Consider the following 18,877-nt stretch of genomic DNA (forward strand, 5'->3'; position numbering starts at 1 on the left):
GAGTCAATTCTAGAACATCACACAAGCACCAAGCAACTAAAGTGTTATTAAATTATCAAAGAACAAGAGAATAAAACTGGAGTGATTTATCACTCTAAAAAATATATTACGAGGAGAATGATTATGGTCTTACAAGCGTTTTTGTTGGGGCTTGTAGCGGTTTGGGGAGTATTCGATTACCAGATGGGAACGCTTTATACTTTCCGCCCGATTACGATCGGTCCATTGGTTGGTTTGGTTTTAGGCGACTTGCAAACCGGTGTAACGATTGGTGCAAGTCTGGAATTATTATTTATGGGAGCAATATCAGTTGGGGCTTACATTCCACCAGATGTTTTGATCGGCGGTATCTTAGCAACTGCCTTTGCAATTAAAAGCGGCAGAGGCTATGAGTCCGCGGTGACTTTGGCGATGCCCATTGCTCTAATTGCATTAACGATTAGTAATATTATTGCTGCTGTTACTCCGGTTTTCTTGAAAATTGCCGATGATGGAGCCACTGCAGGCGATGCTAGAAAAATTCGCTTTACCCACTGGTTGATGGGATCCTTCACCGTTTTTGAAAAATTCTTCTTAGTGTTCTTTGCTTACTGGTTAGGCGCAGATGCTGTTGAGGGAATTCTGGGAAGTATCCCAGAAGTTATTACTAACGGAATGGCTATTGCTGCGGGTATGCTACCGACGTTAGGGTTCGCTATGCTGATGCGTATGATTTTAAATAAAAAGATCTTGCCATTTTACTTCCTAGGATTCTTATTGACGGCGTATCTTGAATTACCAGTTTTAGGGGTTGCGTTATTAGGGCTTATTATCGTTGTTGAGAAATTCTCATTTCTTCATAAAGAGGAAGCAAATAAAACAGCTGTTGACGCTGGCGTTCAAACGGAGGTAATCGATGATGAAGAATTCTAAAGAAACCATCACCAAAAAAGATTTGTCGAGAATGTGTTTCAATTCCGGTGCGCTAGGAATGGAATTTTCTTGGAATTATCCGCGACAAATGCACCTAGCTTTTTGTCTGATGATTGAACCACTATTGAAACGGATTTACAAAAATAATCCAGAGGGCTATAAGTCAGCGCTGGAGCGACACGTTGGCTTCTTCAACATTACGCCCCAGCTAGCACCTTTTGTTGGTGGGATTGTTTTATCGATGGAAGAACAAATCAACGCAGGTGTCGAAGGGGTTGATGGGGAATCAGTAACTAATGTCAAAGCGGCTTTGATGGGTCCTTTATCTGGGATTGGTGATTCGGTTTTTCTAGGGTGTATACGGGTCATTGCTCTTGGTGTGGGAATCTCACTAGCTACTCAGGGCAATATTTTAGGACCGATTCTATACTTTTTAATTTATAACATCCCAGCTTTTTTTGTAAGGGTTTACGGAGCGCGTTTGGGGTATAATCTAGGTTTCAATTATTTGGCGAAAGCTCAAGCAGACGGCACGATGGATAAGCTGATGTACGCGGCCGGTATCTTGGGGATCATGGTTATTGGTTCTATGACCTGTGACATGTTTTGGGCAGAGTTCTCTTTAAAAATTGGTTCTGGCGAAACGGCGACCAGCTTGCAGGAAATCTTGAATGGAATCCTGCCGGGAATTACCGCACTGGGTTTTACCTGGTTTTACTATTGGATGTTAGGCAAGAAATTCTCAGCAACGACTTTGGTCATTGGTACTATGGTGTTTGGAATTATCATGGCCGCTTTAGGTGTAATGAAAGCATAGTTTGACAGTGGGGTGAAAAAATGATCAACCAATACATCGATTATATTGACGATCCTGAGGATACCTTTGAAGAATATCTTGAAAAAGCAAAAAAGTACAAATTCCGCTGTGTTTTTGCGGATTTAGATCATTATGAGGAGGCTGTCACTTTTCTTGAAGGTACAGATGTTATTGTGGCTGGGGCGGTTGATTTTCCAGAAGGAAAACTACCTTTGGAAGAGAAAATGGCAGAATTCTCCCGTTATTCAGGGAAAGGTTTTGCCGAGATTGACTATACATTAAATCAACAAGCGATTGAGCGTCGTGACTTTTCAGCAATCGAGCTGGAAATGAAAACTATTGCGGATTTTTGTCGGAAAAATGACATCCGTGATAAAGCCATCGTAGAGATGTGCAAGCTGGATGGAGATCTGGCAGCAAAAGAAGAAATATGTCAGGTTGCCAATCGCGCAAAGCCGGCCTTTTTGAAAACTTCCACGGGTCGCAGCTTTGGCGGAGCCAAGCTGGATGATGTGAAGCTGATGCGGCAAATACTGGCTGCTGATATTTGCATCAAAGCAGCAGGGGGCATTCACAACTATGAAGAGGCAAAAGCCTTTATTGACGCTGGCGCAGATGCTCTTGGTGCTAGTGCGGGAATGGCCATCACTGAAGGAGAGCCTAAATAGTGAAATAGACAGCAGGGAAGGTGGAAGTGCAGGTCATACTTGTCTTCCACTTTTTGTTTTTCAAGATAAAAAGAGAAGGGAGTGGTCCTGTGGGTGATAAAGCCTTTATTAAAAAATTTCTGACTATCTCAATTCCTGCGGTGATTCAGCAGCTTTTATCCAGTCTGCTGCAGATTTGCGATACGATGATGATTGCCAGCTTAGGAGCACTGGCGATTAGCGGAGTCAGTGTCGCCAATAAATTTTTCTTTATCTTCACTTTACTGATTTACGGACTGACGAACGGCATCGGGTTGTTTATCGCTCAGTATTATGGTGCTAGAAATAAAAAAGAATATAATCGCATTTTTCGTTTTGGTTTAAATCTATGCCTGGCTGTTTCTGCTATATTTATGATTTTCCTACTAATCTGGCCGGAAATCACCATGAACGTTTTTGTTGAAAATCAAGATATTATTAATTATGGCGTGGTGTATATCCGTATTATTTGCTATTCTTATGTCCCTTTTACCATAGCAATGATGTGCGGTGTAGCTTTTCGGGTAAAGGGAGATACCAACACACCGATGATTGCTGGCGGGATAGCTTTTTTTCTAAATGTTTTCCTCAATTATTTACTTATCTATGGTTCTTGGGGGTTCCCAAAGTGGGGAGTGGCTGGAGCTGCAGCTGCCACCTTGATCTCTCGAATCGTTGAGATGTTAATCCTACTGTTGCTGCTGAATCGAAAACAAAGTGATCTTAAGCTGATGACCAGATATCCTTGGCTGGAGCTGGTTAAAATGAAGGAGATCATTCAAAAGGCACTGCCATTAATCGGCAATGAGCTTATTTGGTCTTTATCTTTAAGTGTTGTTTTTATGAATTATTGTTACGTTAGTGAATACTACATTCCTTCTTTGACAATTGTTGATAACATCTCCTCACTGATATATGCTCTCTTTGCTGGACCGGCAACCGCCACTGGTGTGATTGTCGGGCAAGCACTTGGTGGCAATCTGCTAGAACAGGCGAAAAGAGAGTCAAAGAGAATGATCAAGCTTGGAACAGCCATCTGTATGTTCGGTAGTCTCATCGTACTAGTAATTACCCCGTTTGTTCCATCTGCCTTCTCACTCACCGGAGACTTAGCTAGTATGACAATTCGTTTATTGATTATCAAGTCGGTCATTAGTTGGTCTCAAGGTTACGCGGAAACAGTTTATTATATTCTAAGAGCTGGTGGTGATACGAAAGGCGTCCTGATGGTGGATGGTTTGTTTACCTGCTTTGGTCCATTATTGATTAGTACGGTAAGTGCTCGAATTCTGCAACTGAATTTACTCTGGATTTTTGTATTGACCGAAGGAATCTATTTGCTGAAGATTGTTCTTTCTACCTATTATTATAAGAAAGAACATTGGGTCAAAAGTTTAACATAAGCAACCCCTTATTTCTGTCTCTCGTTTATTAGTAACCCCTTCAAAACCTTGATACCACTTGTTTGAGAAGTATGATATATTTGAGTGAGTTCATAAATAAACGCTCAAAATATATCTAAAATAGAAGCTTTCATTAATTTTAAGCTTATCTAGATTTAGAAAAATAGTGCACAAAAAAAAAGCTTAAATTAGCTGTTTTTAAATAATGGATATTGGATATCAATCGTTTCATCAAATGGAATCTCCAAATATTAGGCACTAAAGTCGAGGTAGAAATTTTCGCTAAGGCGCAATCAAATTGAGTGAACTAGCAAGAATGAGCAAGAATAAGTAAGTAGAAGCTTAACATAAAGATACTTTCATCGATAAGATGCAGGTAGTCCTGTTCATTTCTGGTTTAAGGCGGAATGATTTTTCGAGTGTTTAATGCAAAAAAAAGGGAAAACTGGGGGAAGAAAAATGCGCTTACTTACTTTAGATGTCATTATTAGCAATGAAATCAAATATATGATTGATCATCAGCCGATTTTAGAAGGAGAGAAGCTTCCTGGTGAGCGAGAACTAGCGACACTTTTGGATGTCCAACGAGCAACTGTACGTAAGGGTTTGAAAATCCTGCTGAATGAGGGCTGGATTTACGCTAAAAATCGCAGCGGCTATTTTGTATCGCCTAAAAGAATCAAGAAAAATGTTTATTTTTTAGATTCTACTTCGAAAAGTATCCAGACAGAAGGTACTGAAATGAAGCTGACCTTGGTTGAGTGTGAAACCATTGAAGTCGGAAAAGAATTATCTCCAAGAATCAAGTTACCTCTAGGAACCAAACTTTTTTTCATTTGCCGTTTAAGAACCGTGAAAAATGAACATGTGTCTTTGGAAATTTCCTATATTCCAGTGGAGCATGCTCCAACACTGTTGGAAAAGGATCTTGAAAAGAAAGCACTTTATGAAATCTTAGAGCAGGAATACTTAGTGGATTTAGATCATTCCACACAAACAATCACCATTGAAAAGGCCAGCAGTCAGGTTGCTGATTTGCTTGACATTGAAGAAGGAGCCAGTTTAATTCGGGAAGACGGACTGGTGTCCAATCGTGAAGGTGAATCCGTAGAATATTCGATTTCCTACATGAAAATGGATCGTTTTGAATATACAAATATTAACTGTTAGTAAATCTGTGTAGTCCACACTAACAGAATGGAGATTGTATGAAAGAATAGGAGGATCTAACGAAGATGGATTATCGCATGCCACTGTATCAGCAAATCAAAGCAGCGATTCAAAAAAAGATCGAAAACAAGGAATATCTCGAAGGAGAAGCGATTCCCAGTGAGCGTAAATTAGCGGAAATTTACGAGGTCAATCGAATGACGGCAAAAAAAGCGATTGACGCCTTAGTTGAAGAAGGCTATTTGTATCGAGTTCAGGGACGCGGAACCTTTGTTCATAAAGAGAATACGCAAAAAATCATCTGGGGCAACGATGCACTTGGCTTAGGAGCGATGCTTCGTGAAAAAGCAGACACCCGCAGAGACAAGGTTTTAGTCAAAGGATTGCTGAAGGCCTTTAACTTTTTGGGTAGTAGGCTGGATCTTGTCAAATATGAGGATGTCTACTTACTGCAACGGGTTCGCTATGCTAACTCAGAGCCTTTTGCTGTAGAGTATTGCTATGTACCCTTTAAATTTTTCAAAGATATCGATGAACATAATTTCGAACACACCTCTGTTTATGATTATATGAAGAGCAAGGATCATCTACCAGTGGAGTTTAATCAAAAGTTGATTATCATTGGTGCGGAAGAACGCATCGCCAAGCAGCTGCAAATCGCAGTAGGCACGCCGGTCTATTATTTTGAATTGATCAGTAAGGACCGTTATGGCAATACCGTAGAGTATACTGAGACATTTGTCAGCTGTGAGAAAACTGTATTTAGCTTTTACAATGAAAAGCGACCGACAAAAAAAGGATAGGAATGAGTAAGTCAAAAATTAATGGAGTGTGACAAATGTGGCACCAACAAAAAAAGAATTTCCATATAGTATCCGAGATTTAACAACGAAGGATGTCGACCAGTACAATAAGTTGCTGCGTTACGCCTTTCAGGTTACCGAGCAGGAGTTGCTGGAATACGGCTGGGAATCTGAGGAAATTAAACAATCCAAATTTCCGATTATTGAGCGAGCGGATATTTTAGGTTGTTATGATAAAGAGAAGCTTGTTTCTCAGTTTGCTGTCTATCCATTGAAGATGAATATCTTAGATCACACATATGAAATCGGCTTTATTACCAGTGTTTCGACTTATCCAGAATATACAGGTGAAGGCATCATGTCTCGCTTAATGAAGAAAAGCCTGCTGCGAATGAAGGAGAAAGGACAATCCTTGGCCTTGCTCTATCCTTATTCAATCCCTCTTTACCGCAAATTTGGTTGGGAGATAATCTCCAGTAAGATTTCTTACCGCATTATGGATCGGCAGATACCGGCAAATCGGACTGCGGAGGGGAAGGTACAGCGAGTGGATTGGGAGAACGAAGATTTTATGAAGCTACACGCACAATTTGCTAAGCAGACTCATGGGTGTTTATACCGTAACTCGCTAGCATGGGATGAGTATTGGCGTTAGACTGAGGACAGTACTCAGGTAGCGATCTATTATAGTAAAGGAAATCAGCCCTTAGGTTATTTGGTCTATCTGTTGAAAGAGGACATCATGTACATTAAAGAGATGATTTTTCTTAATCGTGAAGCAAAAGCTGGTTTGTGGGAGTATATCCATGCCCATGATTCCATGATAGATGAAGTTCGTGGCAGTACATATTCCAATGAGCCAATGGCTTTTGATTTAGATGATAGCGCTATCAAAGAGGTGGTTCGTCCGTATGTTATGGGACGAATCATCGATATTCCAGTTTTCCTTAAACAATATTCCTGCAAAACAAATAAGAAGAAAGTCACCATTGCCTTTGATATTCGTGATAAGCTGTTGGATTGGAACAATCAGACCTTCAATGTGTCCTTTCGGGATGGTAAGTGTCAACTTACTAAAGAATCGGCGGATTATCAGATTGCGATGACGATAAATTCGCTAAGTACATTATTGTTAGGATATAAGACAGCTATTCAGTTGTATCGGCTGGAAAGGATCAACGGAAGTATTGAGGCGATCAATCAACTAGACGATGTTTTGTACCACGAAGCGCCATGTATTTCGGATTATATCTAAAAAGATTGTTTAATAGTAATCTTAGCGAACTGCTGAAGCATACAAGATGGCCTCAGCAGTATTTTTATGCCATCCATTTGTTAACTGCGGCTTTTGACTTTATTACTTGAAAGTTTTACAATAATCATATGGGGTATGGGGGTATATGGCATAGAATAAATGTTTAATATATCGACAATTTAATCAAAGGAAAAATGGAGGGGAAATTATGTCACATAGACCAGATCATCAGGTGGACAACCTTGTAAAACGAATCAATCGGATCGAAGGACAAATTGGCGGGATCAAGAAAATGATCGTTGATGAAAAGCCTTTTGACGAAGTGATCATTCAATTAAATTCAGCTAAGGCAGCGATACAAAAGATTTCTCAAATATTACTGGAAGCCCATGCGGACCACACTTTTATGGATGCCGTGGAAAGCGGGAAGACCGAACAGGAATTGGAAAGTTTACGGCGGGCGATTCATCAATACAGCAAGATGCTGTAAGTGGGGTGATGGTATGCGATCACTCAAAGAAAATAAAATTTTAGCATTGGCGATTCCGGCGACAATCGAGAATATCTTGCAAACGACAGTCGGTTTTATCGATGCGTTGATGATTTCAAAGATCGGCTTAGTGGCGGTGACCGCAGTCGGCATTGCTAACACGGTCTTGAATGTGTATTTGGCTCTTTTTATCGCGCTGGGCGTCGGGGCTTCCGCATTGATTGCCCAAAAAATTGGGGCAAAGAAAAATGACGAGGCGCAAATGGTTACCAATCAATCCGTCCTTTTAACCGTTGCAATCAGTGTGCTGCTAGGCGTACTCTCGATCCTTTTTGGAGGTTCCCTATTGCGTGTGATGGGGGCATCGGAGGAGGTTTTGCAGGAGTCGCTGCGTTTTTTTACTGTTGTAGGCGGTGGCGCGATATTCATGGGTCTGATGACGATTTTTGGCAGCATTTTACGGGCAACCGGAGATACGAAATCACCCATGCAGGTTAGTGTTGTGGTGAATATTGGGAATATCGTGATCGATTATCTCTTGATTTTCGGTATAGGACCTATTCCCGCTCTAGGCGTTTTAGGGACAGCGATTGGAACGGTTTTATCCCGGCTGCTGGGTTGTTGGCTGCTTTATCGAAAGGTTCAGCTTTCTAAAAGTCCATTGGATTGGACAACCTTGTTTACAGTGAGAAATTATCGTCCGCTGATCAATTTATCGATTCCAGCAACTTTGGAACGGTTAGTGATGCGGCTGGGACAGGTGCTTTATTTTGGTTTGATTGTCAGCATTAGTGCCAAAACCTTTGCGGCCCACTCGATTGCCGGAAATATTGAGAGCTTTACATATATGCCCGCATATGGTCTGGCGACAGCAGCGACGACTTTAGTAGGGAACGCTGTTGGGGCACGGGATTACTTGCAGGCAAAAAAATACGGCTATTCGGCGGCTAAATACGGTGTGATCTTTATGTCACTGCTAGGCGTGATTCTATTTTTCGGTGCGCCATTTTTTGCCTCGTTGTTTACTTCAGATCAAGAAGCGTTGCGGCAGATTGTGATTGCCTTGCGGATCGATGCCTTCGCACAGCCGGGATTGGCGATTAGCTTGATTACGACGGGCGCTTTGCAAGGAATGGGAGATACTAAGTCGCCTTTATACAGCACAGCATTTGGCATGTGGGGAATTCGGGTTGTAGGTGTGATCATACTTTCTAAGTACTTGGGGCTTGGGATCGCTGGTATTTGGCTATCGATCGCGATTGACCTGTACCTGCGTTCTTTATTCCTAGTCTATAAATTTAACCATAATCTTAGTGGCGAAGTAATAGCCATCAAGGAACCTTCTGAGTAGTGACTTGGAAGGTTCTTTTTAACGGAAACTACATGTAAACTGAGATTGATAAACCTAGAATGCGGCAGTGCTGAAAATGTACGACCGGTTAAAATTCTTTCTGATAAAAACGCTTCGTTCCATCCGGGTTTTGTAAGATGGAACGAAGCGCCTTTTGTTTAATCACTCGGTTCAACATGAATATCGGTCTCGAAAATCTGAAACTTATCTTGCAGCAATTTCTCAATTTGATCGGTGATGTCATGACTTTCTTTGACTGTTAGATCAGGCTTCATGGTAATGGTGACGTCGAGATAGACATTAGCGCCATAACTGCGTCCCTTGATACTTTTGACTGCTTGGACTTGTTTGATCTGTCTGATCGCTTCATTGTATTGATCTAGCTGTGTCTGATCGAAGCCGTCAGAAAGTGAAAAGACGCTTTCTTTGAAAATATCCACAGCCGTTTTCAAGATCAGTAATGCGACAACGATCGCAGCAATACTGTCGAGCCAGCCTAAGTTGAAGGAAGCCGCAAAAACCGCGATGGCTGTCCCGATACTGGTCCAAGCATCGCTGCGATTATCCTTGGCAGCGGCCATTAATCCAGGACTTTTGACTTCTTCGGAAAGTCGTTTATTAAAGAAATACACGCCGTACATAATAATGGCGGAAATAATTCCAACTATTGCCGCAGTGATATCTGGTGCTTCGGTTTTTTTATTGATTACGGAAAGAATCGAACTGTAAAGCACCTGCATTCCTACCAGCAGCATAATAAAAGAAGTCACTAAACTAGCGACATTTTCTACTTTCCAGTGTCCATAGCGATGGTCCGCGTCCACTGGTTTTTGCGCGATCCGTAAGCCGATCAGAACAGCAACGGAAGCGAGAATATCGGTGAAATTATTCAGTCCATCGGCTCGTAAGGCTTCGGAATTAGCTAAATTGCCTACTATTAGTTTCATAGCGGAAACTAGGATATAGGCGGCGATACTAATCAGCGCGCCCAGCTCTGCTTTTTTTAATTGTTCGTAACGGTTATTTACCATAATTTACACCCCAAAAAATAAAATGTTTTATCACTATACACTTTAGTTCATCGATAAAACAAGTGATTTTTTAAACTGTAATCATTTTGGGGCAGCTAAACTATTTTACGATTGGCGCCATGAAAAACCCTTCTAAGCTTAGCTAATTTTATTGCTCAGGACTACTTTTGAATGATTCCGAAGTATTTATGTCCAAAAAATTGACGGCTAATCCTTGATGTAAGAGGTTTTTAGCACTATTGATAAAAAAATCATCAAAATAAATAAAAATTTTTCAGTTTTATTCATTGACAATGTTTAGGTACCGAAGTATACTAAGTTCGAATAAAAAGTTAGGTACCTAAAATATAGGTACCGAAACAAAGGAAGGATGAGTGACGATGAGCGAGTATACAAAAGAATTATTGAAACGTCTATCCTATGTAGGTAGTGCCAGTCGTCGGTTGATGGATGTCGGTAATTGTCAGAAGGGTGCGCCAACACAGCAATTGGTTTTAGATATTTTAGCAGAAGAGGATGGTGTAACCTCTGGGGTGCTAGCAGAAATTTTGGATATGCGTCCTAGTTCGGTCACCGAAATTCTGAACAAGTTGGAAAGTCGAGGAGAAATCGAACGTCGCGAAGATGAACAGGATAAGCGGATTAAACGAATCTATATCACGGAGATCGGCCGCGAGAAGGCTAATCTAAACAAGCCACAAGAACGCTCGGAAGAATTTTTTGCCGGCTTGACGGATGAAGAATTACATACTTTGGATCAATTACTGAATAAGGTGATTGATGGCTGGAGCGAAGATTTCGGCGGTCGACCTGAATTTCCAAATGATCCATTTGAAGCGATTGAAGCGTTAAAAGCGATGAAGCTCCAATTCGAGCCTCATATGAAAGAGTTTGGTCGAATGTCACAAGCTGAACGCCGCCAAATGAAGCGGGCGTGGAGAGAACAAATGCGTAATCAATTCGGCAGAGACGGCTTTGGCCCAGGTCCATTCGGTCCAGAGCATCCTAGAGGTCCGAAAGAAGACCCTCGAAAAAAAGACCCGCATGATCAGCCCAAAGATAAAGATTGGGAAAATTGGTAAACATATACGGCTTGAAAATCACACTAATTTTTCCTCGGAAAAATTAATTCTTTAATATGAAAAAGGATGTCAGTTCCACTTTTAGCAGTTTATACGGTTAGGAAATGAATAAAAGAGTAATGACCCTCACCAAAAGAACAACTAGTGGAATGATATACGGCTTGAAAATCAAACTAATTTTTCCGAGGAAAAATTAATTCTTTAATATGAAAAAGGAGGTCGTTGATTATGAAGATTGAAATGGCTGAATTATTTAGTAAGGAACACACGAGCGCAGTGAAATTGCGTAAACAAGTCTTAGGTGGAAAAATTGACTGGGACAATGAAAAGAATTTACACGTTTTTGTCGCCATCGAAAACGATGAGGTTGTTGGAACTGCGGCGATTCAATTATATCCTTTTGGGATTGCCCGTGTGCGTCAAGTAGCAGTAGCACCAGAATATCAGGGCCAGCACATTGGTGATCAACTGATGAACAGCTTAGAAGAATTTGCCCAAGAGCATGGACATTTGCGCATTATTTTAACAGGACGCAAAACAGCGCAACTGTTTTATATGAAACGTGATTACCGTCGTGTATTGCATTCATTTAAAAAGCATGAGATTGAATTTTTATGGATGATGAAGACATTGCCAACAGTAGAAGTGCCCGTTTTTTCTGAAAACTAGTCGAACAATTGCCCGCCTCTCAGTGTTATGAAAAAGGAGGAAATCTGTTATGAAGGAGTTATTTGATCCGAGAAGAAAAGAAAACGAACCAAAGAAGCATACAGGCAAGGAATTTGAAAAAATTCGTGTCGAATTAGAAGCTAAATCACGACTCTTCACCACGACACTTGGAATGGTGAATTATCAAAAATATCATGAGTTGTACGATTTGAATTAATAAAAAAGTTTTGAGAGAACACACATGTGTCCTTCTCAAAACTTTTTTTACGTTAGAGAATTTGTAGCAAAAAAACGATGCCGACAATACCAACTACGATGCTAAAAAGCACGATGACCACTCGTTTAACCAGGTTGTTCTGGATTGAACGGGAGCTGGTAATTCCTAGAATGGAAAAGATCCCCATTAAAGCAATCAGTACATTACAAAAGAACGGATAGTAGCTAAAGGGCAAAGGTGTATAAATTGCGACAAAAGGAAATAAACATAAGACCCCCAAAAGAGACAGAATTGTGAAGCCGATAAACAGCAACGATCGGGCCTTTTTATTTTTGATCAGAAGCGCCGAGGCTGTTCCGCCAAAAATACTGATCAGAATCGAAGATAACCCAAATAAAAGAATCGGAAGAATAATGCCACAAAGAATGAGGGGAAATAGGATCAATACAACATGAAACATAGGACCACTCCTTTTTCATTTCATTTTTTTTTACGATAGATCATCCAATTTTATTAGAAGAAAAAACTGGACGAATATTCTTTCAACAAACACCTAATATCATTATCTGTGAAACAAGCGATAGAAACAACCACTTCGAAAAAAATTAGTTCGTTTGATTTCTGAGAGCAATCAACTGCAGATGCCCTTGCTAAATACAGATCAGAATTGCTTTTATAAAGGAGTTATCGACAAGAAGATTTTCAGAAGCACAAAAAAACAGCGGATACTTATCCACTGTTTCGTTTTACCTTGCGTGAAACACCTGATGCAGTAATTGAGAAATAAGAATGATCACAATAATCCCAATGATTGCTGCGAGTAACGACTTTTGACCAAACAACAGCCAGAGAATGATGGCGATGATTTCCAATCCAAAGATTACGTACTTCATTTTTTGTCCTCTTTTCTTTTAGCAAAGAATAGTCGATTGAGCGTGAAAACGTCAATTGGTTTGTTTTTGGTATAATTTAGAAAATAGGAGATTGAGGAGGAGTTTAAATGTTCAATGAAATCTGTATTTATGAAGCCAAAGTAACTAAGCAGGAAGAAATCGAGGAGTTAATGAAGGAAGTTGCGGCGTTTTATTTAGAGCAAGACGGGGTCGTTGATGTCCACTATATAAAGCGTACGCATCGGCAAAAGGATTTCAATGCGGTAAAAGCGGGAGAACCTCCGATTCGCCTTACAAGAAATGTTGGCAAGGTAACCTACGTTTTATATTGGGTGTTAGAGGATGAAGAGACGCATGCGCGAATCTCCAAAGTGGCTTTAGAAAAATTCTATAAACGTTGGAACCGCTGCTTAACCACGATGCCTAAAATAATTTTAGGAGAGAATATCGTTTAGCGGGTAAAAAAGCTGTGACTAGCATTTTCGCAGCTCCAGACTGTAGACAAAAGACGTCTCGAACTCGTAATTTGAGTTTGGGACGTCTTTTTATCTGATTTCTTTCTTTTTTATTGCACGGCTTCTAACATGACATCCATTTGATCAGGATCTACATTCCCCGCATAGTTAGGAGTGATGAGGGATAATCCACCATTCTTATTATTGATTAGATACATCATATTGCCTTGAGCTTGCATACCGTTGCCTACAAGATGTTCTGTCAGTGTGATTTGGGTGTTTACTTTAACTGTTCGAATGCCGCTGCCATCATTAGAGAAAATACGAATTTCTTTTGTAGGAATCGTAGCGACTTGAGCGGCGAATTGATCTCCAGAATTTGACTGACGACTAGCAAAGGTTACAATCGTTCCGCCATTGTTTTGCAAAGTGATCGAAGGAGGAACGTTTACTCCCCGTAATTTAAAGGTAGCAGGGTTACTTATCTGAGTCATATCTACCGCATACGGTGCCACATTATTAACAGGTACACTTTCTGATGAGTTGGTACTGCTGGAAGATGACTCTGCGCTGCTAGAACTTTGTGAGGATTCTACTGATTCGCTGTTGGCGGAGTTGCTAGAACTGGTAGTCGATTCAGTATTTTTAATACTATTGTTATTTTTAGAGGTACTTGTGCTGCTTTGTTTAGTAATTGTAGTTTCAGGTGGTTTTGTTTCTTTAGCAGTTTCTTTTTTGTTATTGCATCCTGTTAAAAATAGCATACAGATTATTGCGAGTAAGAGTATTCCGCTCATTTTTTTTAACATTTTCTCAATCCTTTTTTAGTAAATTACCTGTAAAATGCGATAATCAAGTTGCAAGTCGAACAAAGTGAAAGAACGCTACTACTCTCCAAATGATAGCAAATGAAATAGATCACAAATTCAGGTAACTATTATTTTAAAGCAAATGAATCAAAAAAACACCTTCATTAATCTTCATAATATTAATGCCTATTGATTATTTTGATATGTGTTTTTTTAAGGGGCGGTAAATGATTGTTTTCATACTTAATGGATAGAAAACTAAAAAGCATTCCTTTACCTTAAGGCAGAGGAATGCTCATTTCTTTTATGGAACCTGCAACTGTATATTGTAACGATAACGATCTCCGCGATAGAAGAATTCGGTATACTCGATTAACCGATCCTTTTGGTCTCGTGTAACTCTTTCAACATACAATAATGGTTTATTTTCTTCTATCTCTAAACATTTGGCTAGTTGCTTATCTGAAATGACTGACTCGATCGTTTCTTGAGCTTTTGTTACTATAAAGCCCTTTTCTCGCAATAATTTGTATAAAGAAGCATCGGGGGCTTCAAGTTCATCTGCTGACAATTCAATGAACGAAGGACAATACACTCTTTGGAAACTGATGGGAATTCCATCTACCCAACGAATTCGTTCATGACAGCTAACTTTTGCGCCTTTTGGCAACTCCAAATGTGAACAAACCGTTGGATCTGCAACTATCGATTCAGTAAAGGAGTACAGAGACGAATGTGCATCACGATCATTGTTCTCTTCGGTAAAGCTCAGTAAAGTTTGTAATTGAAGCGATTCTTTCTGACTCAATACAATCGTACCCACACCGTGAATGCGTTGTAAATAGCCTTCATCTACTAACAGCTTGACTGCATTCCGAACAGTGATTCGACTAACACTGAAGCGTTGCTGCAGCTCAGGTTCAGCAGGGAATGCATCTCCAACTGTGTATACGCCGTTAATGATTTCTTGTTTTAACTCTTCATAAATTGCTAAATATTTAACACTGTTTCCCTTCATGAAACCCCACCACATCTGCTAATGAATTTGCTAGTTGAACTAGATTAAAATCATTGGCAGACTGGACAATTTCTAATAAAGATTGGAATTGCGAATTAGATTGATCAATAAAAGCTCCCACCATAGAACCAACGATGGTTGCGATGGTATCTGTATCATATCCAATATTTACTGCATCAATGACTGCTTGCAGTACATTCTCTTTATTTAAAGCGATAATGCCAAAGGCACAAGGAACCGCTTCCGAAATATGCAACCCACTGCCAACGACTTGCGAAAGTTGACGCAATCGTTCTTCTTTCGTTCCGACACCGTTAACAATAGTATACGCTAGTTGAATACGTTCGACAACACTCGGTCCAGCCACTTCACGAGAGACTTCTTTTGCCAAAGTTTCGCCTCGAACAGCACCATAAAACCCTGCGGACAGCACATCGTTAACTGTAGCATGTGAAGCTAAAGAAACACTTGTTGCCGCTGCGACAGCACACGCGCCGGAAATTGCCAATGAGTTATCATGGGTTACTTGTGCGATTGATATTGCTGCATTTATCGAACCCTCAGTATTATTTGGAAATAAAATTCCCGCAGGAGCAATTTTCATAGCAGCACCATTGGTTGCTTTAGAGGCATAGTCTACGGTGACAGCTCCGGGCAAAGGTTTCATTTTTAAGGAAGGGTCTTTGTACATAGCGATAGCGCTTCTTGTTGTTGGACCAGCAAATCGGTCGAAGTATAGCGGTACATCTGACCAAGCCAACATGGCCTTGATAATCGTTTCTTTTTCTAATTTTCCATCGTTCGCTAAAATTTCATTACATAAAAAGTATATTTGTGAAAAATCGTCAGTAACTTGTCCAGCTTCATTCCCTAAGGCAAAGGCTGTTTCTCCAGGCTTTTTAAAATCAGTTACTTCTCCAAAAAGAGTACGAATTTGATTAAATGATAGATTTTCTGTTGCCGCTCCCATGGCATCTCCAATTGCGGCCATTGCTAATGTTCCTAAAATTTTTGAATGTAAAGTCATTGTATTTTTTCCCTTCTTTTTTTAATTTTTTGACATTTCTGCTTCAGGATCTTTTACACCTAATAAAAGGGTTAAGATCATTCCGCCAATAAATGAGATGACCAGACCAACGATATATGCCCATAAAGTAGGCCCAGCAAATGCTGGAATTGTCGTTAATCCACCGAAAACAAAGGCGTTTCCGATAACGTCAAAGGCGCCCATAAATGCTCCGCCCAGCGCAGCACCCAAACAACCTGCGATCAAAGGCGTTTTAAACTTAACCCCCAGACCATAAATAGCCGGTTCAACGATCCCCGATAGAAAGACCGAAGTAATCGCTGTTAAAGAAAAAGTTTTAAGCTTCTGATTTCGAGAACGTAGGAAGATTGCAAACGCAGCACCCGCCATTCCAAAGTTAGCAGTCGCACCATAAGCAATAAAGGCCGAATGACCAGTACGTGCGATTTCTGGAATGATTACCATCGTATTCGGTGCCCAGTGAACACCAAACATAATCAAGATGTTCCAAATCCCTCCGATGACAGCACCAGTTACGATTTGATTAATATTTGCTAACCAACCAACAATATTGGCAATCCCAATACTTAGATAATTTCCAAGAGGTCCAAATACACCTACAGCAACTGGAACTAGCACTAACAATAAAATGGTCGGAATCACAATCATATGGAGACTATTCGGCAGTTTTTTCTTCATAAAATGCTCCATAACAGATTGTAGCCAGACAGTTAAGATAGCTGGAATTACTTGACTGGTGTAATTAAATACAGGAATGGAGATTCCAAAAAGCTGGATCATGTTTCCACCATTACCTTGGATTAAATTAATAAAATCAGGCATGATCAATGCGCCTAGAATAGCTACAGCAATGAAAGGACTTGTTTTAAAGCGATTTGCTGACGTCACAGCTACCAATAATGGCAAGAAATAGAAAACTGAAGTAGCAGCGAGTGTCAACATTAGATTTGTTGTACTTTCGGTAGACAGCCAACCCAACTCATTTGCTAAAATCGTAAAGCCACGAAGCAACCCAGATCCTGCAAGTAATGGCAATAAAGGAGAGAAGATACTAACAACCAAAGCGACAAAATCATTTAAAAAATGTCTTTCCTTTGGTTCGGTTTTCAAATTTTCTGCTGCGGGAGAAGTGTGGGTATCTAGTGTTTGAATAAATGCCTCATAAACTTCTCCAACGTTCGTACCAATAACCACCTGAAAACCTGAATCCTTATCAACTATCCCGGTAACACCATCTAAATCTTGAATTTCCTTTGTTTGTACTAAACTTCGATCGTTGAACTGGGGCCGTAATCGCGTGGCGCAGTGAGTGATCGATTGTACATTTTCTGAACCTCCCATAAGCTTCAATAATTGCTTTGCTAAAACATCGGTCTTTTCCATAACACTTTTCCTCCTTATCCTAAAAAATAATCGCAATAAAGGATAAGACGTTATAACGTCTTATCCTTTAACAGAGTATACAACAGAAAATCGTCAATGTAAACGCAATCATTTTTGTTTTTTTCGAATAAATTTACAGATTTTGTTAGAATACGTTATTTATTCATACAATGAACTCCTGAAAATACCGTATCTTTTGTAGAAGGTGCTAAATGCAGTAAAATTCTTAATGTTTTTAAATAAAATTTTTCCACACATCAAATACCCCTCGAGAATAAGCTCCCAAGGGGTTTTTTAAACATCTACACCCGTCCTTTATTCAATCTATCTTGCAGCACCTTCACACAATCGGATACTGGGCTAATCAAGCCATCTCGTTTCGTTCCCATTCTTTTTTGCAATGCTAGACAGGTGACAGGACCAAAGTTTCCGTCTGTGGGCACACGTAAATAAGCTTGAAGTGCGCGAATCATGTTCGAGCCGCCTGAACCATACTGAACGGATGGAATAAATTGATTTGCAGGATTCTTGACCTGACCGCTGATGACCCCGTCCTTGATGACGCAATTCAGTAATTCCTGTAAACGTCGTGTAGTGGCGGGACCCCAAGAACCATCAATCGCTAGAATTCGTTGTTGACTGCTGTTTTCGCTCGGTCCAACGACGGTCGTTTGTTTTACTCGAAAATAGCGAACGGGGAGGCCGGAATAATCACCCATCCAACCGATTGCTTTTGTGACTGCGATGTTTTGACAGCCTTTGGAATAGGTACAATGTAGGGCCTCTCCATTGATATCGCTCAAGAACCAGCCGCAATGTCCAGCCGATCCTAGCGAAGCACCTTCATGACCTGCGCCCCATAAATCACCTCGTCGGACTTCTTGCCGGGTGATTTCCTTCAATAAAGTCCCGTTTAAGCCAAAGAGTGTTTCCGTATTTCCGATGGCGGTATGTTTAGGTAAAAAGCCAGCCGCGATCAGCGAACGGAAAACAAAGCTGGAGCAATCCATGGCACCTGATCCGAGCCGGTTTGACATGGAGTAACAGATTTTTCCGCGCAAAGCTAAGCCATACTGCAAAGCTGCTTCTGTATTTGGCATTGGATCACCTCTTTTATTCTATTATTTTTTTCGTAGGCAGCCTGACATTTCTTTAAATGTTTTAGCTGCAATTTTCCCGAAACTTTTTTTGCACGTGCAAATGCGAATCGAATTTTTCTACGCATGATTGAGTAGAGAGTGTCGGGATTTAGTTTTCATTAGGATCCTCCTCGTAATATATTTTTTAGAGTGATAAATCACTCCAGTTTTATTCTCTTGTTCTTTGATAATTTAATAACACTTTAGTTGCTTGGTGCTTGTGTGATGTTCTAGAATTGACTCCTG

The 18,877-nt window shown here is 40.3% G+C and carries 21 protein-coding genes and 1 pseudogene; 14 read left to right on the forward strand and 8 right to left on the reverse strand.

The features are described from left to right. The first annotated feature begins 123 nt into the window (after window positions 1–123). The 10 genes and pseudogenes from KQI58_RS21405 to KQI58_RS21450 all read left to right on the forward strand — a co-directional run bounded on the left by KQI58_RS21405 (window position 124) and on the right by KQI58_RS21450 (window position 8,887). Window positions 124–912 carry a PTS mannose/fructose/sorbose/N-acetylgalactosamine transporter subunit IIC gene (locus KQI58_RS21405; RefSeq protein WP_048718438.1) on the forward strand — a complete coding sequence of 263 codons (789 nt, stop codon included), beginning with the start codon at window positions 124–126 and terminating at the stop codon, window positions 910–912. Then, window positions 896–1,729 carry a PTS system mannose/fructose/sorbose family transporter subunit IID gene (locus KQI58_RS21410; protein ID WP_102873131.1) on the forward strand — a complete coding sequence of 278 codons (834 nt, stop codon included), beginning with the start codon at window positions 896–898 and terminating at the stop codon, window positions 1,727–1,729. The genes KQI58_RS21405 and KQI58_RS21410 overlap by 17 nt, the downstream gene beginning before the upstream one ends. Before the next feature lie 20 nt (window positions 1,730–1,749). After that, on the forward strand, window positions 1,750–2,397 hold the full coding sequence (gene deoC / locus KQI58_RS21415; RefSeq protein WP_216410972.1) for a deoxyribose-phosphate aldolase: 648 nt from the start codon (window positions 1,750–1,752) through the stop codon (window positions 2,395–2,397). 89 nt (window positions 2,398–2,486) lie between these two features. Next, entirely contained in the window at window positions 2,487–3,818 is a 1,332-nt protein-coding gene (locus KQI58_RS21420) for an MATE family efflux transporter (RefSeq protein WP_216410973.1), read from the forward strand. 459 nt (window positions 3,819–4,277) lie between these two features. Continuing rightward, the gene (locus tag KQI58_RS21425; protein WP_216410974.1) at window positions 4,278–4,988 is read left to right on the forward strand and encodes a GntR family transcriptional regulator; all 711 of its coding nucleotides are present in this window, start codon (window positions 4,278–4,280) and stop codon (window positions 4,986–4,988) included. A 65-nt stretch (window positions 4,989–5,053) separates the two neighbouring features. Continuing rightward, window positions 5,054–5,791 (forward strand): GntR family transcriptional regulator, encoded by a 738-nt coding sequence (locus tag KQI58_RS21430; protein ID WP_216410975.1) that lies wholly within the window; start codon window positions 5,054–5,056, stop codon window positions 5,789–5,791. A gap of 37 nt (window positions 5,792–5,828) precedes the next feature. Further along, window positions 5,829–6,446, forward strand: coding sequence for a GNAT family N-acetyltransferase (locus tag KQI58_RS21435; protein WP_216410976.1), 618 nt, complete (start codon window positions 5,829–5,831; stop codon window positions 6,444–6,446). Window positions 6,447–6,464: 18 nt separating this feature from the next. Beyond that, window positions 6,465–7,046: pseudogene (locus KQI58_RS23230) on the forward strand (GNAT family N-acetyltransferase); the annotation flags it as partial. A gap of 208 nt (window positions 7,047–7,254) precedes the next feature. Continuing rightward, window positions 7,255–7,536 (forward strand): metal-sensing transcriptional repressor, encoded by a 282-nt coding sequence (locus tag KQI58_RS21445; RefSeq protein WP_049219731.1) that lies wholly within the window; start codon window positions 7,255–7,257, stop codon window positions 7,534–7,536. Window positions 7,537–7,549: 13 nt separating this feature from the next. After that, the gene (locus KQI58_RS21450; protein WP_216410978.1) at window positions 7,550–8,887 is read left to right on the forward strand and encodes an MATE family efflux transporter; all 1,338 of its coding nucleotides are present in this window, start codon (window positions 7,550–7,552) and stop codon (window positions 8,885–8,887) included. Between the two features lie 158 nt (window positions 8,888–9,045). On the opposite strand, the gene KQI58_RS21455 is transcribed toward KQI58_RS21450, so the two are convergent. After that, window positions 9,046–9,918 (reverse strand): cation diffusion facilitator family transporter, encoded by an 873-nt coding sequence (locus tag KQI58_RS21455; RefSeq protein WP_216410979.1) that lies wholly within the window; start codon window positions 9,916–9,918, stop codon window positions 9,046–9,048. Between the two features lie 380 nt (window positions 9,919–10,298). Between KQI58_RS21455 and KQI58_RS21460 the strand changes: the two genes are divergently transcribed. From KQI58_RS21460 to KQI58_RS21470, 3 genes are all read left to right on the forward strand, one after another. After that, window positions 10,299–11,000, forward strand: a complete 702-nt coding sequence (locus KQI58_RS21460) for a MarR family winged helix-turn-helix transcriptional regulator (RefSeq protein ID WP_216410980.1) — start codon at window positions 10,299–10,301, stop codon at window positions 10,998–11,000. Between the two features lie 228 nt (window positions 11,001–11,228). Then, a complete protein-coding gene (locus KQI58_RS21465) occupies window positions 11,229–11,669 on the forward strand; it encodes a GNAT family N-acetyltransferase (RefSeq protein WP_216410981.1) in 441 nt (146 codons plus the stop codon). Between the two features lie 49 nt (window positions 11,670–11,718). After that, window positions 11,719–11,886, forward strand: a complete 168-nt coding sequence (locus tag KQI58_RS21470) for a hypothetical protein (protein WP_181235975.1) — start codon at window positions 11,719–11,721, stop codon at window positions 11,884–11,886. 52 nt (window positions 11,887–11,938) lie between these two features. Here KQI58_RS21470 and KQI58_RS21475 read toward each other — a convergent pair whose 3' ends face one another. Together KQI58_RS21475 and KQI58_RS21480 are read right to left on the reverse strand one after the other, a co-directional pair. Further along, window positions 11,939–12,346, reverse strand: coding sequence for a hypothetical protein (locus KQI58_RS21475; RefSeq protein ID WP_216410982.1), 408 nt, complete (start codon window positions 12,344–12,346; stop codon window positions 11,939–11,941). A gap of 286 nt (window positions 12,347–12,632) precedes the next feature. Next, on the reverse strand, window positions 12,633–12,779 hold the full coding sequence (locus KQI58_RS21480; protein ID WP_216410983.1) for a hypothetical protein: 147 nt from the start codon (window positions 12,777–12,779) through the stop codon (window positions 12,633–12,635). A gap of 107 nt (window positions 12,780–12,886) precedes the next feature. Here KQI58_RS21480 and KQI58_RS21485 point away from each other — a divergent pair, with 107 nt between their 5' ends. Then, window positions 12,887–13,234 (forward strand): hypothetical protein, encoded by a 348-nt coding sequence (locus KQI58_RS21485; protein WP_216410984.1) that lies wholly within the window; start codon window positions 12,887–12,889, stop codon window positions 13,232–13,234. Window positions 13,235–13,344: 110 nt separating this feature from the next. Here the strand turns inward: KQI58_RS21485 and KQI58_RS21490 are convergent, their stop codons facing one another. The 5 genes from KQI58_RS21490 to KQI58_RS21510 all read right to left on the reverse strand — a co-directional run bounded on the left by KQI58_RS21490 (window position 13,345) and on the right by KQI58_RS21510 (window position 18,592). Next, window positions 13,345–14,043, reverse strand: coding sequence for a hypothetical protein (locus KQI58_RS21490; RefSeq protein WP_216410985.1), 699 nt, complete (start codon window positions 14,041–14,043; stop codon window positions 13,345–13,347). Between the two features lie 304 nt (window positions 14,044–14,347). After that, a complete protein-coding gene (locus KQI58_RS21495) occupies window positions 14,348–15,061 on the reverse strand; it encodes a GntR family transcriptional regulator (protein WP_216410986.1) in 714 nt (237 codons plus the stop codon). Further along, window positions 15,042–16,088, reverse strand: a complete 1,047-nt coding sequence (locus KQI58_RS21500) for an ADP-ribosylglycohydrolase family protein (RefSeq protein WP_216410987.1) — start codon at window positions 16,086–16,088, stop codon at window positions 15,042–15,044. The genes KQI58_RS21495 and KQI58_RS21500 overlap by 20 nt, the downstream gene beginning before the upstream one ends. A gap of 21 nt (window positions 16,089–16,109) precedes the next feature. Continuing rightward, window positions 16,110–17,492 carry a PTS transporter subunit EIIC gene (locus KQI58_RS21505; protein WP_216410988.1) on the reverse strand — a complete coding sequence of 461 codons (1,383 nt, stop codon included), beginning with the start codon at window positions 17,490–17,492 and terminating at the stop codon, window positions 16,110–16,112. 302 nt (window positions 17,493–17,794) lie between these two features. Continuing rightward, entirely contained in the window at window positions 17,795–18,592 is a 798-nt protein-coding gene (locus KQI58_RS21510) for a peptidoglycan amidohydrolase family protein (RefSeq protein ID WP_216410989.1), read from the reverse strand. Window positions 18,593–18,877: the final 285 nt, after the last annotated feature.

The organism is Enterococcus raffinosus, from assembly GCF_018917525.1.
GTDB lineage: Bacteria > Bacillota > Bacilli > Lactobacillales > Enterococcaceae > Enterococcus_A > Enterococcus_A raffinosus_A.